9 protein-coding genes and 2 tRNA genes are annotated in these 14,111 nt (G+C 62.6%); 8 read left to right on the top strand and 3 right to left on the bottom strand.

Going from position 1 to position 14,111, the window contains the following annotated elements:
• The first annotated feature begins 136 nt into the window (after positions 1-136).
• From J2X54_RS11855 to J2X54_RS11840, 4 genes are all read left to right on the top strand, one after another.
• Complete coding sequence (locus J2X54_RS11855; protein WP_310180875.1) at positions 137-3,001, top strand: TonB-dependent receptor domain-containing protein; 2,865 nt, start codon at positions 137-139, stop codon at positions 2,999-3,001.
• Positions 3,002-3,141: 140 nt separating this feature from the next.
• On the top strand, positions 3,142-3,423 hold the full coding sequence (locus J2X54_RS11850; RefSeq protein ID WP_070250763.1) for an autorepressor SdpR family transcription factor: 282 nt from the start codon (positions 3,142-3,144) through the stop codon (positions 3,421-3,423).
• Positions 3,420-4,076, top strand: a complete 657-nt coding sequence (locus tag J2X54_RS11845; RefSeq protein WP_310180871.1) for an SdpI family protein — start codon at positions 3,420-3,422, stop codon at positions 4,074-4,076. Before J2X54_RS11850 ends, J2X54_RS11845 begins: the two co-directional genes overlap by 4 nt.
• Positions 4,077-4,103: 27 nt before the next feature.
• Positions 4,104-5,120, top strand: coding sequence for an alpha/beta fold hydrolase (locus tag J2X54_RS11840; protein WP_310180870.1), 1,017 nt, complete (start codon positions 4,104-4,106; stop codon positions 5,118-5,120).
• A gap of 13 nt (positions 5,121-5,133) precedes the next feature.
• Here J2X54_RS11840 and J2X54_RS11835 read toward each other — a convergent pair whose 3' ends face one another.
• Together J2X54_RS11835 and uvrB are read right to left on the bottom strand one after the other, a co-directional pair.
• Entirely contained in the window at positions 5,134-6,165 is a 1,032-nt protein-coding gene (locus J2X54_RS11835) for a pirin family protein (RefSeq protein WP_070250760.1), read from the bottom strand.
• Between the two features lie 8 nt (positions 6,166-6,173).
• Positions 6,174-8,249, bottom strand: a complete 2,076-nt coding sequence (uvrB, locus tag J2X54_RS11830) for an excinuclease ABC subunit UvrB (protein WP_070250758.1) — start codon at positions 8,247-8,249, stop codon at positions 6,174-6,176.
• Between the two features lie 279 nt (positions 8,250-8,528).
• Here uvrB and J2X54_RS11825 point away from each other — a divergent pair, with 279 nt between their 5' ends.
• The 3 genes from J2X54_RS11825 (at position 8,529) to J2X54_RS11815 (ending at position 10,093) form a co-directional block, all read left to right on the top strand.
• Entirely contained in the window at positions 8,529-9,731 is a 1,203-nt protein-coding gene (locus tag J2X54_RS11825; RefSeq protein WP_310180864.1) for an amino acid aminotransferase, read from the top strand.
• 124 nt (positions 9,732-9,855) lie between these two features.
• Positions 9,856-9,931 (top strand) — tRNA-Asn (locus J2X54_RS11820).
• 86 nt (positions 9,932-10,017) lie between these two features.
• Positions 10,018-10,093 (top strand) — tRNA-Asn (locus J2X54_RS11815).
• A gap of 145 nt (positions 10,094-10,238) precedes the next feature.
• On the opposite strand, the gene J2X54_RS11810 is transcribed toward J2X54_RS11815, so the two are convergent.
• Entirely contained in the window at positions 10,239-12,830 is a 2,592-nt protein-coding gene (locus J2X54_RS11810; RefSeq protein ID WP_310180862.1) for a hypothetical protein, read from the bottom strand.
• Positions 12,831-13,120: 290 nt separating this feature from the next.
• Between J2X54_RS11810 and J2X54_RS11805 the strand changes: the two genes are divergently transcribed.
• Complete coding sequence (locus J2X54_RS11805; RefSeq protein WP_310180861.1) at positions 13,121-13,813, top strand: DUF3334 family protein; 693 nt, start codon at positions 13,121-13,123, stop codon at positions 13,811-13,813.
• Positions 13,814-14,111 lie beyond the last annotated feature (298 nt).

The raw sequence follows: 14,111 nt of genomic DNA, 5'->3' as shown, positions 1-14,111 counted from the left end.
AATTTACATAGTGATGCGTCGCCTGCCGCCAACTCCGCCGGCGGGGACGCGCAGCCTCACCACTGTCAGCATTATCGGCGCCCCCTTGCGGCGCCATGCCTGGTGATTCTTCCGAACGACAAAACCAGGAGTACCCATGAAAAGCTCTGCCCGGCATACGCCTGCCCTTCGCCTGTCCGTTATTTCCAACGCCGTGGCCGCATCGTTTGCCGCCACGTTGCTGATTGCCCCGCTGGCGCATGCCCAGCTCAGTACGGCCACCATCCAGGGCCAGGTCGCCAGCGGCGCCGCCCCTTCGGCTGGCGCTGCCGTCACCGCCACCAACGAATTGAACGGTTATAAGTACGAAACCACTACCCGCGCCGACGGCAGCTATGTGTTGACTGGCGTGGCGCCCGGCACCTACCGCATCCGCGTGGGTGAGCAGCAGGCCGAACCGGTCACCGTCAGCGTCGGTCAGACCAGCCAGGTCAACCTGCAATTGCAGGCCGGTGTGCAGCAGGTGGTGATCACCGGCTCGGCGTCGCGGCGCGACGTGACCGGTTCCGAGGTAGGCACGTCGGTGTCGCGCCAGCAGATCGAAAAGCTGCCGCAGGTCACCCGCAACTTCCTCTCGTTTGCCGACCTGGCGCCCGGGGTGCGCTTCAATGTCGATACTGCCGGCAACGTCAAGATGCAGAGCGGCTCGCAGAGCCAGGACAACGTTAACGTTTTCATCGATGGCGTCAGCCAGAAGAACAACATCCTGCGCGGCGGCGTCTCCGGGCTCGACTCGAGCCGGGGCAACCCGTTCCCGCAATCGGCCGTGGCCGAGTACAAGGTGATCGCGCAGAACTACAAGGCAGAGTTCGACCAGGTGTCGAGCGCGGCGATTACGGCGGTGACCAAGTCGGGTGGCAACACCCTGAGCGGCGATGTGTTCTGGGACCACAGCGGCACCAACCTCACCGCCAAGGACCCGTTCCAGAAGGAGTCGGAGCGCAAGGGCGTGGGCCGGCCGTCGTCGTCGCAGGACCAGTACGGCGTCACCCTTGGCGGCCCGATCAAGGAAGACGTCGCGCACTTCTTCATCGCGTACGAAGGCAAGAAGATCGACAGCCCGCGCCAGGTGATCGCCCAGCGCACCGACCTGCTGCCCGATGCCGGCATCGTGCCGTCGCTGCTGGCGCGCCAGGGTTCGCAGGTGTCGAGCTTCAAGGAAGACCTGCTGCTGGTGAAGGTTGATGCGCAGATTTCGCGTAACCAGCGCATTGAGGCCACTGCCCGCGTGCGCCGCGAGTCGGACCTGATCCCCGAGGACCTCAAGCTCAGCGTGGCAGAGAACGTTCTGGATCGGACCAACGACGAAGACCGCTTCGACGTCAAGCACGAGTGGAGCGATAAAGGATTCCTCAACGAAGCGCGCTTCGGCTACGAAAAATACAGCTGGAACCCGCGCTCGGACGCGGCCAACCCGTACGTGCGCTACCAGGTTTCGCCCAGCAACAGCGACAACAACGTGGTCGATGTGCTGATCACCGGCGGCTCGCCCAACAACCAGTTCCGCCAGCAGCGCGGCCTGCTGTTGCAGGACGACCTGACTTACACCGGTCTGGAAAGCCATACCTTCAAGGCCGGCGTCAAGGTCAAGCGCATCGACTACAACCTGTCCGGTACCGCGCGCGCGGTCGAGCAGCGCTGGGAGCGCATCGATACCGTTACCGGCATACCGAGCCTGATCCGCGCCGAGCCGGCGATACCGGCTGCCGGCGTGGCGTTTTCCAACAACCAGTACGGCATCTACTTCCAGGACGACTGGCAGGCCACCGACAAGCTGCTGCTCAACCTTGGCCTGCGCTACGACTACGAGAGCAATATGCTCAACAACAGTTACGCCACGCCGGCCGACCGCGTGGCCATCTTCGGCCGGCAGGATCCGCGCGAAGGCGCGCCGGCCGGCCAGACCTATGTGCAGTCGCTGGCCAGAGGCGGCGTTAACATCGCCGACTACATCAGCAACGGCAACAGCCGCAAACCGTTCAAGGATGCGTGGGCGCCGCGCCTGGGCCTCTCGTACGACATCAACGGCGACCGCGCCTCGGTGCTGTTTGCCGGCTGGGGCAGGGCGTATGATCGCGCCATCGCCAACCACGCACTGGACGAGGCGCAGAAGAATTCGCAGCCCGGTGGCGAAATCTGGCTGATCAAGAACAACCACAAGATGGCGTACACCGACCAGTTCAGCTTTGGCCTGCGCCAGGCGCTCGGTCGCTGGAATGGCGAAGTGGGCTACACCAACTCGCGCAGCCGCAACCAGTTCAACTGGTTCGGTGGCAACCGCGACGTCAACGGCACCTGGGGCAACGGCAGCCCGATCGATCCGCTGTTCGGTTCCGTGCCCGGCTACAGCACCCTGGTGCTGGGCGACTTCATCACCCAGGCCAAGGCCGAGAACATCTACCTGAAACTGGACAAGCCCTATACCAAGGCCTCCACCTGGAGCCTGGGCGCCACCTACACCTATAGCCGCGGCGAGACCACCAACAACGAGTGGACCAACAACACCTTCAACTGGACCTACGGCCGCTATGCTACCGCCTGGAATCCGTCGACCGACGTCGAGAAACACCGCCTGGTGGTGGCGGGCGTGTCCGATGGCTTGCTGCCGTTCGGCCTGATGCTGTCCGGGAAAATGACCTACGGCTCGGGCCTGCCGTACCGCATCACCGACTGTTCGCGCGGCTCCACCAGTTGCGTAGCGGCCGAGGGTAAAGGCAGCAACTTCCGCCAGGTGGACGTGGGCCTGGCGAAAGAGGTCAAGTTCGCCTTCGGTGCGCTGTCGCTGCGCGCCGATGTGCTCAACCTGTTCAACAGCATCAACTACGGCGGCTACGACGGCTGGGGTGGTGGACCGGGCAATCCAGTCAACCGCCTCGGCGGCGACAACGCCAACCTGGGCGTGCCCAACTCGATCGGCGGCCCGATGCGCACGGTGAAGTTCAGCGCGCGTTACGCGTTCTGATCCTGTTGTACCTCGCATCCGGGCGTTCCCTGCCCGGATGCTGCCAACCCACGTCGAAATGAATTGACCGCTCCCGGCAATTTGCTTTATATTTCGATGGATGTCTAATTAGATGTTTATCTTAATACGAGTGCCGCTACATGAATGCCAACAACAGTGCCTTCAAGGCGATTGCCGATCCGGCGCGGCGCGAGATCCTGCGGCTGCTGCGCGATGGGGAGATGACGGCCGGCGACCTGGCCGAACATTTCGACACGAGCAAGCCGACCATGTCGCACCACTTTGCGGTGCTGGTGGAGGCCGACCTGGTCGCCCGTCGGCGCGAAGGGCAGACCATCTGGTACAGCCTCAATACCACCGTGTTGCAGGACGTCGTCGCGTGGATGATGGACCTGACCGAACCCACCGGGAGAAAAAAATGAAAGCCCGTTTCATCGTTGTCTGCCTCGTCCTGATCGCCATCTCCAGCGCCATCACCTGGCACTTTTACCCCGCGCTGCCCGAGAGCGTGCCGGTGCACTGGAATGCCGCCGGCGAAGTTGACGGTGTTGGTCCGCGCGCCATGCTCTGGCTGCTGGGCCCCGGCCTGATGGCATTGGTGGGGCTGCTCGGGCTGGTGCTGCCATGGCTGTCCCCGCGCCGCTACGGCATGACCGCGTTCGAGTCCACGTACCTGTATTCGACCGGCGTGGTGGTGGCGTTGCTGGCATATATCCACGTGCTGGTGCTGATCGCTGCCACCGGCGGCCAGGTGGCTATGGACCGCGCGGTAGCGGCCGGGATATGCATCGTGCTGATCCTGGTCGGTAACCCGCTGGGCAAGGTGCGCAAGAATTTCTACCTCGGCATCTGCACACCGTGGACATTGAGCAGCGACCGCGTGTGGTACGCCACCCATCGCCTGGCCGCGCGGCTGATGGTGGCCAGTGGCGTGATGGGCCTGATCGGGGTGCTGGTGGGCGCGCCGGCCTGGCTGTTACTGCTGTTGATGCTCTGGTGGGCGCCGGTGGCCGTGCTGCACTCGCTGGCGTGCTACAGGCGCCTGGAAAAAGCGGGTACTCTTGAATCGAACTGAACCACTACATACCGAAGGAGATCGTTGATGCGTATGACGCTGGCCTTGTGCACGCTGTTGTTCTGCTGGACGGCCAATGCCGCCATGCCTATCGCACCCGCTGCACCCGCTGCACCCGCTGCCCCCGCTGCCCCTGCTGCACCTGCGGTACCCTTTGTCGTGCGCGACGTGACGCTCGATGTCGGTGGTGGCACGCTGCGCGGTACCGAGCTCGTGCCCAAGGCGGAGGAGGGCAAGCTGCCGGTCGTGCTGCTGCACGCCGGCTCCGGCCCCACCGACCGCAACGGCAACAGCATCGCGCTGCCCGGCGCCAACGACAGTCTGAAAATGGTGGCCGAAGGACTGGCTGCGCGCGGCATCGCCTCGGTGCGGTACGACAAGCGCCTGATCGCGGCCAGCGTCTCACCGCAGTGGAGCGAGGCCGACCTGCGCTTCGATGATTTCGTCAACGACGCCGTGGCGTGGATTCGCCAGTTGAAAGCCGATCCGCGTTTTTCGAAGGTGGTGGTGGCCGGGCATAGCGAAGGCGCGCTGATCGCCGCTGGCGCCTGCCGGCGCGGCGCGGCTGATGGCTGCGTGGAGATCGCCGGCATCGGTCGCGGCCTCGACGAAGTGCTCGACGAGCAGTTGAAGCCGCACCTGACGCCGGAACAGTTTACCCAGCATCAGCGCATCGTGGCGTCGCTCAAGGAGGGCAAGCTGGCCGACGCGGTGCCGCCCGAGCTGATGATGTTGTACCGGCCGTCGGTGCAGCCGTACCTGATTTCAGCACTGCGCCACGAACCGCGCGCCGCCATCGCCGCCTTGACCATGCCGGTGCTGATCGTGCAGGGCACGTCCGATATCCAGGTCAAAGTGGCTGACGCGGAGGCGCTGGCCAGGGCGCAGCCAGCGGCGAAAGTGGTGATTGTCGAGGGCATGAACCACCTGCTGAAAATTGTCGGTGACGACCAGGCTTTGCAGGTGAAATCGTATGGCAGCAATGCGCTGCCGGTGGCGCCGCAGTTGCTCGATGCGGTCGCCACCTTCGTGCAGGGCCTGTAAGTTGAGCTAAAGCTCAGCTCTCCCGGCGCTCCACCCGGCCACCGACGTGGCGCGCAAAGCGGGTGGGATCGTCGCCGTGAACGGGCGCCATGTCGGGCCACGGCCAGCCGCCGAAGCCGGTGCGCTGGTAGTCGGCATGGGCCTGGCGAATTTCCTGTTCGCTGTTCATCACGAACGGGCCGGCTTGCGCCACCGGTTCACCGATCGGCCGGCCTTGCAGCACCAGGAACTGCGCGGGTTTGGCGCCGTTCTGGATGACCAGCGGCGCATCGGTACGCAGGTCGTTGGCGCTGCGGGCAGCAATGGCCTGGCCGCCGATGGTGGCGCCGTCGCCGTCGAAATAATACAGCGCCCGCCTGGTCTGCGCACCGCGCGTGGGCGGCAGCGTCCACTCGGCGCCCGGTTCCATCGTGATCACCCAGATCGCCAGGTCACTGTCTTCGGCAGACGCCCACGAATCGGGCGGTGGCGCCAGTGGCGTCATGTCAGCCAGCTTGCCAGCCACGCACAGCACGTCGGTGCGGGCGCCGCCAGCATCGGTCACCACCTGGCGCGGCACATCCTCTGACCACAACATGGTGAAATGCGGTTCGACCATCTTGCTGCGCGCCGGCAGGTTGAGCCAGATCTGGAACAGCTCGAGCGGATTGTCGGCATCGGTCTTTAAAAGCGGGAACATCTCGGAGTGGACGATGCCGCGACCGGCCGTGAGCCACTGCACGTCGCCGGCGCCGAAGCGGGCGGCGGCGCCCAGCGAATCGGCATGGTCGATCAGGCCGCGGCGCACGATGGTCACGGTTTCGAAACCGCGATGCGGGTGGCCGGGAAAGCCCGGCACCTGCTGGCCGTGGTACATATTCCAGCCATCGACGTTGGCGAAATCCTGGCCGATGTTGCGGCCCGAAAGCGGTTTGGCGGGGCCGTACTTGCCGTTACCGTGCGGGTAGCCATCGACGTGGTGGACGCAGAATAAAAACGGGTCCATGGTGGCCCAGGGCATGCCCAGCGGGCCGCTGCTGATGATCGGAGATGAGATTGGATTCATTGAATACCTTATGACGGCAGCGTGTCTGCCCCCGGGGCGCCGAACAGCTGCTTTTTGAGCCCATGGAGCTGGTCGCGCACTTGCGCGGCTTTTTCGAATTCGAGATTCTTGGCGTGATCGACCATGGCTTTTTCCAGGCGCTTGATCTCCTTGGCGATCTGCTTTTCGCTCATCGATTCGTACTTGGCCGATTCCTGCGCCACCGCCAGTTCTTCCTTCGCTTCGGCCGGGCTGAATACGCCGTCGATCATGTCCTTGATCTTCTTCTGCACACCACGCGGCACGATGCCGTTGGCGGTATTGAAGGCGATCTGCTTGGCGCGCCGGCGTTCGGTCTCGCCGATCGCGCGTTCCATCGAATCGGTCATGCGATCGGCGTACAGCAGCGCCACGCCGTTGAGGTTACGCGCGGCCCGGCCGATGGTCTGGATCAGCGAGCGCTCGGAGCGCAGGAAGCCTTCCTTGTCGGCGTCGAGAATCGCCACCAGCGACACCTCGGGCAAGTCCAGGCCCTCGCGCAGCAGGTTGATCCCGACCAGCACGTCGAAGGTACCGAGGCGCAGGTCGCGCAGCAGTTCGACGCGCTCCACCGTTTCAATATCGCTGTGCAGGTAGCGCACCTTGATGCCATGGTCGCTCAGGTATTCGGTCAGCTGCTCGGACATGCGCTTGGTCAGCGTGGTCACCAGCACCCGCTCGTTCTTGGCCACGCGGTCGGTGATCTCCGACATCAGGTCGTCCACCTGCGAGCTGGCGGGACGCACGATGATCAGCGGGTCCACCAGGCCGGTGGGCCGCACCACCTGCTCGACCACCTGGTCTGCATGGGTCTTTTCGTAGTCGGCCGGCGTGGCCGAGACGAACACGGTCTGGCGCATCTTCTGCTCGAATTCCTCGAACTTCAACGGCCGGTTGTCGAGCGCGGACGGCAGGCGGAAGCCGTAGTCCACCAGGTTGGTCTTGCGCGAACGGTCGCCGTTGTACATGGCGCTCAACTGGCCGATCAGCACGTGCGACTCGTCCATGAACATCAGCGCGTCCTTGGGAAGGTAGTCGACCAGCGTAGGGGGCGGGTCGCCCGGCATGGCGCCGCTCAGGTGCCGCGAGTAGTTCTCGATACCCTTGGTGAACCCGATTTCCTGCATCATCTCGAGGTCGAAGCGGGTGCGCTGTTCCAGGCGCTGCTCTTCGATCAGCTTGCTCTCGTTGCGGAAGAATTCCAGGCGGTCGCGCAGTTCGAGCTTGATCGACTCGACCGCGCGCAGCACGGTCGAACGCGGCGTGACATAGTGCGAGCCGGGATAGACGGTAAAACGCGGGATCTTCTGCTTGACGCGGCCCGTGAGCGGGTCGAACAGCTGTATCGATTCGAGCTGGTCGTCGAACAGGTCGAGGCGCACGGCCAGGTCGGCATTCTCGGCCGGGAAGATGTCGAGCGTGTCGCCGCGCACGCGGAAGGTGCCGCGGCCGAAATCGACTTCGTTGCGCGTGTACTGCATCTGGATCAGGCGCGCGATGATGTCGCGCTGGGAGACGCGGTCCTTCGCGCGCAGCGTCAGGATCATCTGGTGGTATTCGCTCGGGTTACCGATACCGTAAATGGCGGAGACGGTGGCCACGATCACCACGTCGCGCCGCTCCATCAGCGACTTGGTGCACGACAGGCGCATCTGCTCGATATGCTCGTTGATCGACGAGTCCTTTTCGATGAACAGGTCGCGCTGCGGCACGTAGGCTTCGGGCTGGTAGTAATCGTAGTACGAGACGAAGTACTCGACCGCGTTCTCGGGGAAGAATTCCTTGAACTCCGAGTACAGCTGCGCGGCCAGCGTCTTGTTCGGTGCGAAGACGATGGCGGGGCGGCCCTGGCGCGCGATCACGTTGGCCATGGTGTAGGTCTTGCCGGAACCGGTCACGCCGAGCAGGGTCTGGTAGAACAGGCCGTCGTTGATCCCTTCGCACAACTGGTCGATCGCGGTGGGCTGGTCGCCGGCCGGTGGAAACGGTTGGTGCAGCTTGTAGGGCGAGTCGGGGAAGGTGACCACGGTTGCTGCGGAGTTGTCTACTACGGGTAATTCAGCCATCTTGATCAGACCTTTGTTAGAATGACGGCCTGCCAGCGGCCTAATTTTCGGGTACCAGCAGCCTGTGGGACTTGGGGAGTCAGAGCGAAAAAATAGCTGGTCGAGGACAGATTTTTGTCGCTTTCTCGGCCCATAGCGGGCTATGGGCCGAGAAAGCGGCGAAATATGGACCGATCCAGGTATTTTTGCAGCTGACGATCCCAAGTTCGACAGGCTGCCGCAAGGGGCGCTGTCAAAATTTTCCACTGCGAACCGCTCTCAATCGAATCCAATCTTATCATGACGAATCCTAGCTTGTTCAGCGCCATCGACATGGCACCACGCGACCCGATCCTGGGTATTACCGAAGCTTTCAACGCCGACCAGAACCCGGCCAAGATCAACCTTGGCGTCGGTGTCTACTATGACGACAATGGCAAGGTGCCGCTGTTGGCTTGCGTACAGAAAGCGGAGGAAATCCTGATCGCCGCGCCGGCGCCGCGCACCTACCTGCCCATCGAAGGCCTGGCTGCCTACGACAAGGCGGTGCAAGAGCTGGTATTTGGCGCCGACAGCGCAGTAATTCAAGAGAAGCGTGCAATTACCGTGCAAGCCATCGGCGGCACCGGCGCCCTGAAAATCGGCGCCGACTTCCTCAAGCGCTTCGCGCCCGACGCCCAGGTCTACATCAGCGACCCGAGCTGGGAAAACCACCGCGCACTGTTCGAAAGCGCCGGTTTCACCGTCAACAACTACAGCTACTACGATCCGGCGACCCACGGCATCAACTTCGCCGGCATGATCGCCGACATCAAGGCCATGCCAGCCGGCTCGATCGTGCTGCTGCACGCATGCTGCCACAACCCGACCGGCGCCGATCTGACCTCAAGCCAGTGGGATGAAGTGATCGCAGCCGTCACCGGCGGCGGCCTGGTGCCGTTCCTCGACATGGCCTACCAGGGCTTTGGCGCAGGCATCGCCGAAGACGGCGCCGTGGTGCGCCGCTTTGCCGATGCCGGCGGCCCGCTGCTGGTGTCGAACTCGTTCTCGAAATCGTTCTCGCTGTACGGTGAACGCGTGGGCGCCCTGAGCGTGGTGGCGGCCAGCGGCGAAGAAGCGGCGCGCCTGATGTCGCAGCTGAAGCGCGTGGTGCGCACCAACTACTCGAACCCGCCGGTCCACGGCGGCAAGGTGGTTGCCACCGTCTTGACCACGCCGGAACTGCGCCAGCTGTGGGAAGACGAACTGGCCGGCATGCGCGTGCGCATCAAGGAAATGCGCGAGGCATTCGTCGCCAAGCTCAAGGCCAAGGCGCCGGCGCACGACTTCGACTTCGTGCGCGACCAGGTGGGCATGTTCTCGTACTCGGGCCTGACCAAGGAGCAGGTGGGCAAGCTGCGCGAGCAATCGATTTACGCCGTCGACACGGGCCGTATTTGCGTAGCAGCACTGAACTCGCGCAACATCGACACCGTTATTGACGCCATCGCCAAAGTGCTCTAAAATCTTGCTTCTTCGGATCGCGGCAACGTGATTCGAGAGGGCAACAAGATGTACGGTTAAGAATTGCACTGAAAGAATTATTTCTTGTTAGTGCACGACAAACAGTATAAAATGTTGCCTCTTTTCCCTGATAGCTCAGTTGGTAGAGCGACGGACTGTTAATCCGCAGGTCCCTGGTTCGAGTCCAGGTCGGGGAGCCAGAATTCTTCAGGCAGCGCCTAGGTGCTGTCTGAACCGATGAATGCAATGCTCGCAGCATGCATCGGGTAGTACCAAGCGACACAATTCCCTGATAGCTCAGTTGGTAGAGCGACGGACTGTTAATCCGCAGGTCCCTGGTTCGAGTCCAGGTCGGGGAGCCAGAATACAGAAAAGCCACGTTGAAAAACGTGGCTTTTTTCGTTTACCTCCTACCTCGGGGTCAGTGCCGACATTCGGACACCGCCTCAACCATTAAATGGCTGGGCTCGTGTCCAAATGTCGGCACTGACCCTGAAGTTCCGTACCTTAAGGCCAGACGGCCTCGGTCCAATCACGCCACACCTTCAACCGCCCAGGCTCCACACCCATCTGCGTCGCCTTCCACAGCCCGTACTGCTCGGTCTGCTCGGTGGTTACCTGGCCGATCGAGTTGGTGATCATGTAGTAATCGCCGTTGCTGTACTGGCCCAGCGGCGACTTGGCCTGGTCGAGGCAGTAGCGGAAGCCGGCGACGTTTTCCGGTTCGCCGAGCTGGGTATTGCCGGGGTCGCAGCGGCGCCAGGCGTTCACCGGTTGCCAGGTGTACAGCGCGTTGAACTGGCCGATGGCGCCGTTCACGGTTTTCAGGTACAGCCCCGATTGCAGTTCGTCGAGGAAGCGGTAGCGCGCCGGTTGCACGCCTTCGCGGGTAGCCTTGTCGAGGAAGTTGGCGGTGGCCAGGTGCTTGACGATCTGGGCGCGGCCGTAGCGGGCGGCGTTGTCGTAGCCGGTCGGGCCGTTCGGGTCCCAGATCGGGATGTCATTGTTGACGTACTGCGCGCCCTTGATCCGTCCTTGCAGCAGGCGGATGTTGTGGCTGTTTTGCAGCGCGCGCGCGGCCGGCGTGTTCGAACCGACCAGGTCGCCGATGTACTCGTCGAACGCGGTCAGGTATGGCCAGTCCATCGGATAGTTGACCCAGCCGCTCTGGCCGCCCGGGTTGACCGTCATCTGCAACTGGTACCACTGGTTGCTGCGGTAATAGGAGCCGACGATATTGTCCGCCTCCCATGCCGTGTACCACTCGCGCGTGATCTTGCCCAACGCGTTCTTGTCCTCCTGGTACACCATGTGCGGCGCCAGGAAGAACAGGCTCACCGACTGGAACGGCCAGCCGTGCGCTTCGCCGCGGCCTTTCCACTGGCCGGTGGTTTTGTCCTTGTCGCCGATGAACCAGGTCTGGTTGCCTTCGAGCTGGTAGTCCTGCGCCAGTTCCCATTGCTTGACCGCGTTCCAGTGCAGCATGCTGGCCACCGAGCGCTCGATGAAGGCGTTGGTGGTGAAGTCGCGTGGCTTGGCCGCTGACATGGTGGTGCTGTTGGCCAGGGTTTGCAGGTAGGCCGCGCCGCGCTGGGCGCCGTATTGCTGGCCATTGTCGGTGACGTGGTTGCCGCGTCCGCCGCCGAGGAACTTATAGGCGTCCCAGCCGGTAAAGGTCATCATGGCGTTGATCTGCACGCGCAGGTCGGGGATCAGGTGGCTGTAGTCGGCGCGGTTGCCGTTGGGGTTCTTGTGCTGCTCGAACCAGTTGATCAGGTCGTGGTAACGGCCGTTCGGATTCTGCCAGCCTTCGTTCGGGTGCTGGATGCCGTTGGTAAAGCCGCTGCCGTCCGCTGCGGTCGGCCAGATGTCGAGCGGGTGGGTAGTGGGCAGCCAGGCGTTCCAGTCGGGGAACTGCATCGGGATCGCGGTCTCGCGCACGTTCATGGTGGCGTTCGGATTCATCACGCGGTCAATGTCGGCCTGGGTCAGTGCCAGCGGCGCGTTGAGCGGTTTGCCGAACAGCGCTTTCATGGCGTCCGCCGGGGTAGTCAATACCGCGTCGAGGCCGGCGCCGGCCGACCATTCGGTGGCGCAGGCGGCGGTAGTGCAGTCGAGGCCGGGGCCAGGCTGGTACGGCGGATTCCATGGCCGCGCCTTGCCCACGTACGGCACGTCCTTGAGCGACGAACGCAGGAAGGCGGCGATCTGCGCGCCTTGCGTGTCGGACAGGCCGTGGAAGCGGCTGCGCTGGACGATGGCATTGTTCGAATAATTGAAGTATTGCAGGTCGCGGCCGTTGTCGGCGTGGCACGAGGCGCACGCGGCCTGCAGCTTGCGGGTGACGATGGCCGACTTGACGTTGCTGCCGTGGGCATACCACAGCGCCTTGCCGGCATCGATATCGGCCTGCGCCAGGTTGCCGGTGCCGCGCTCGCTCAGCGGGTCGAAACGCTGGACGGCGGTGGTGTCCACCTGCGCCGCGCTGGCGTCCTGCAATTGCAGGTTGAGGATGCGGTAGCCGTTCGATTCGCCGTCGGTACCGTTGAAGCGGAACTGGATGCGGTTCATGCCCGGCAGCGCCACCAGCCGCGCCTTGGCAGCAGCGTCGAGCGGCAGGGTAATGCGGGTGGTGTAGAAGCCGCCATTGACGCCGCCATGCAGGCGCTCGTCGTCGGCCAGCACCATGTTGGCGTCGGTAACATCGATCCAGGGAGTGTTGCTGTCGTCGCCGGCGCCGCCCAGGATGCGGATGCTGGCCTTGATCTTGACGGGCAGGGCGGTGGTGGCCTCGAACTCGGGCGCGCCATAGAAGCCGCAGCGGTGGCATTGGAACCACAATTGTGTCGCGGCGCCGAGCTTGTCGGCCGCCAGTCCCAGCCGCGCCTCGGCGATCACCGGTGCGGCTGGCGAGCCGTTGCCCAGCACCTCGAGCGGCAGTACCAGGGCGTCGCTGGCGGCCACCACGGTGGTGGCGGCCAGGCGCGATGCCTTGGCTGACGCTTGCTGGTCGGTGCTGTCACCGGCGCCGCAGGCGGCCAGCAAGGCGGCCGCAGCCAGCGCGCACGCCGTCCTTAGCCGTAATCGTAAGTTGTTCATTGGTTTTCCCCGGGGATTGGTTGTGATGTCAATTCGATATGATTGATCAGGCGGTATTGCCAAAGAATGTTACCGGAAATCAAATTCGATTTGAAACGAACAAGGTCTGCTATGGGAGATAGGCGGAAGGCTCACAGAATTTGCAATTCGGCACAAATGTTTCATGAAATTGCAGGTATCGGTGGACGTGAATCTTGCATCTGGTTATTCTTCTTACTCGGGACGTGGTCGTTGCGCAGCGCGCACCCGCCCCCAGGTTTTTACAATTGAAAAGGTCACAGAGGTTCACCATGAGTTTTGAAAAAGAAGTGGTTGTCTACGGCACCGAAGATGTGCTCAAGAGCTTGTGCGATTCCGTCTCGCGCGTGATCAATGTGGCCACGCAGAGCCGCGTGAACTATTCGGGCATGGTGCAGCGCATTACCAAGATCGGGCTGAAGCCGGACATCGGTTGCTTCGTGCTGTTCGACGGTGGCTTTACCGGCCTGGTGGTACTCAATTTCAGCGCCGCCACCGCGATGGAAATCTACGAGCGCTACATGCTAACCATGGGTATGCCGAAGTCGGAACTGGCGACCGCCCATACGTCGGACGAGGTGTCCAACATCATGGGCGAGCTGATGAACCAGATCGTCGGCGACTTCACCGGCAAGGTGCGCCGCGAACTGCAAACCAACATCACCCAGAACCAACCGAAAATGCTGGTGCTCAACAAGCAGGTGATGCTCAACGTCGATACGCCGCTGGACCGCCCGGAAATTCGCCGCGTCACGTTCTACACCGAAAAGAACAACATCTTCTACCTGGAACTGGCGATCGACCGCACCGAGTTCATCCGTTTGCATGACTTCGACGCCAACGAAGAAACCGATGCCGATGCCCTGATGGATGCCGAGCACGCCAGGGGCGGCAAGCCGTCGCAGTACACGCCGGCCGATGACGAGGACGACAACTCCGACCTGCTGCGCTCACTGGGCATGTAATACAGGCAGAGGGTGTGGTGTTTTTTACACACCTACCACGATGATTGCAGAAAAAAAGTCGCGCTCAGTCGACCAGGCGTAACGCGCTAAACAGTATTGATGATTCAGCCAAAAGGCGCCCCGCTCCCAGCCGGGCGCCTTTTTATATTCTGTTTACAGCCGTTGTGTACCGAATATCTAACACTTCAGCGGCCAGGCTATATATTCGGCTTGCAATACCACCTATCAATGAAAGAAAATACCGCCTTTCTCAAAGCGGGTGCATTCTAGACATCTTCAAGATGCATCGCCCCGCTTG

The sequence above is a fragment of the Duganella sp. 3397 genome (assembly GCF_031456625.1).
Lineage (GTDB): Bacteria > Pseudomonadota > Gammaproteobacteria > Burkholderiales > Burkholderiaceae_D > Rugamonas > Rugamonas phyllosphaerae.
Note: the sequence above shows the minus strand (reverse complement) of the source record. Positions and strands in the feature narration are given on the sequence as shown.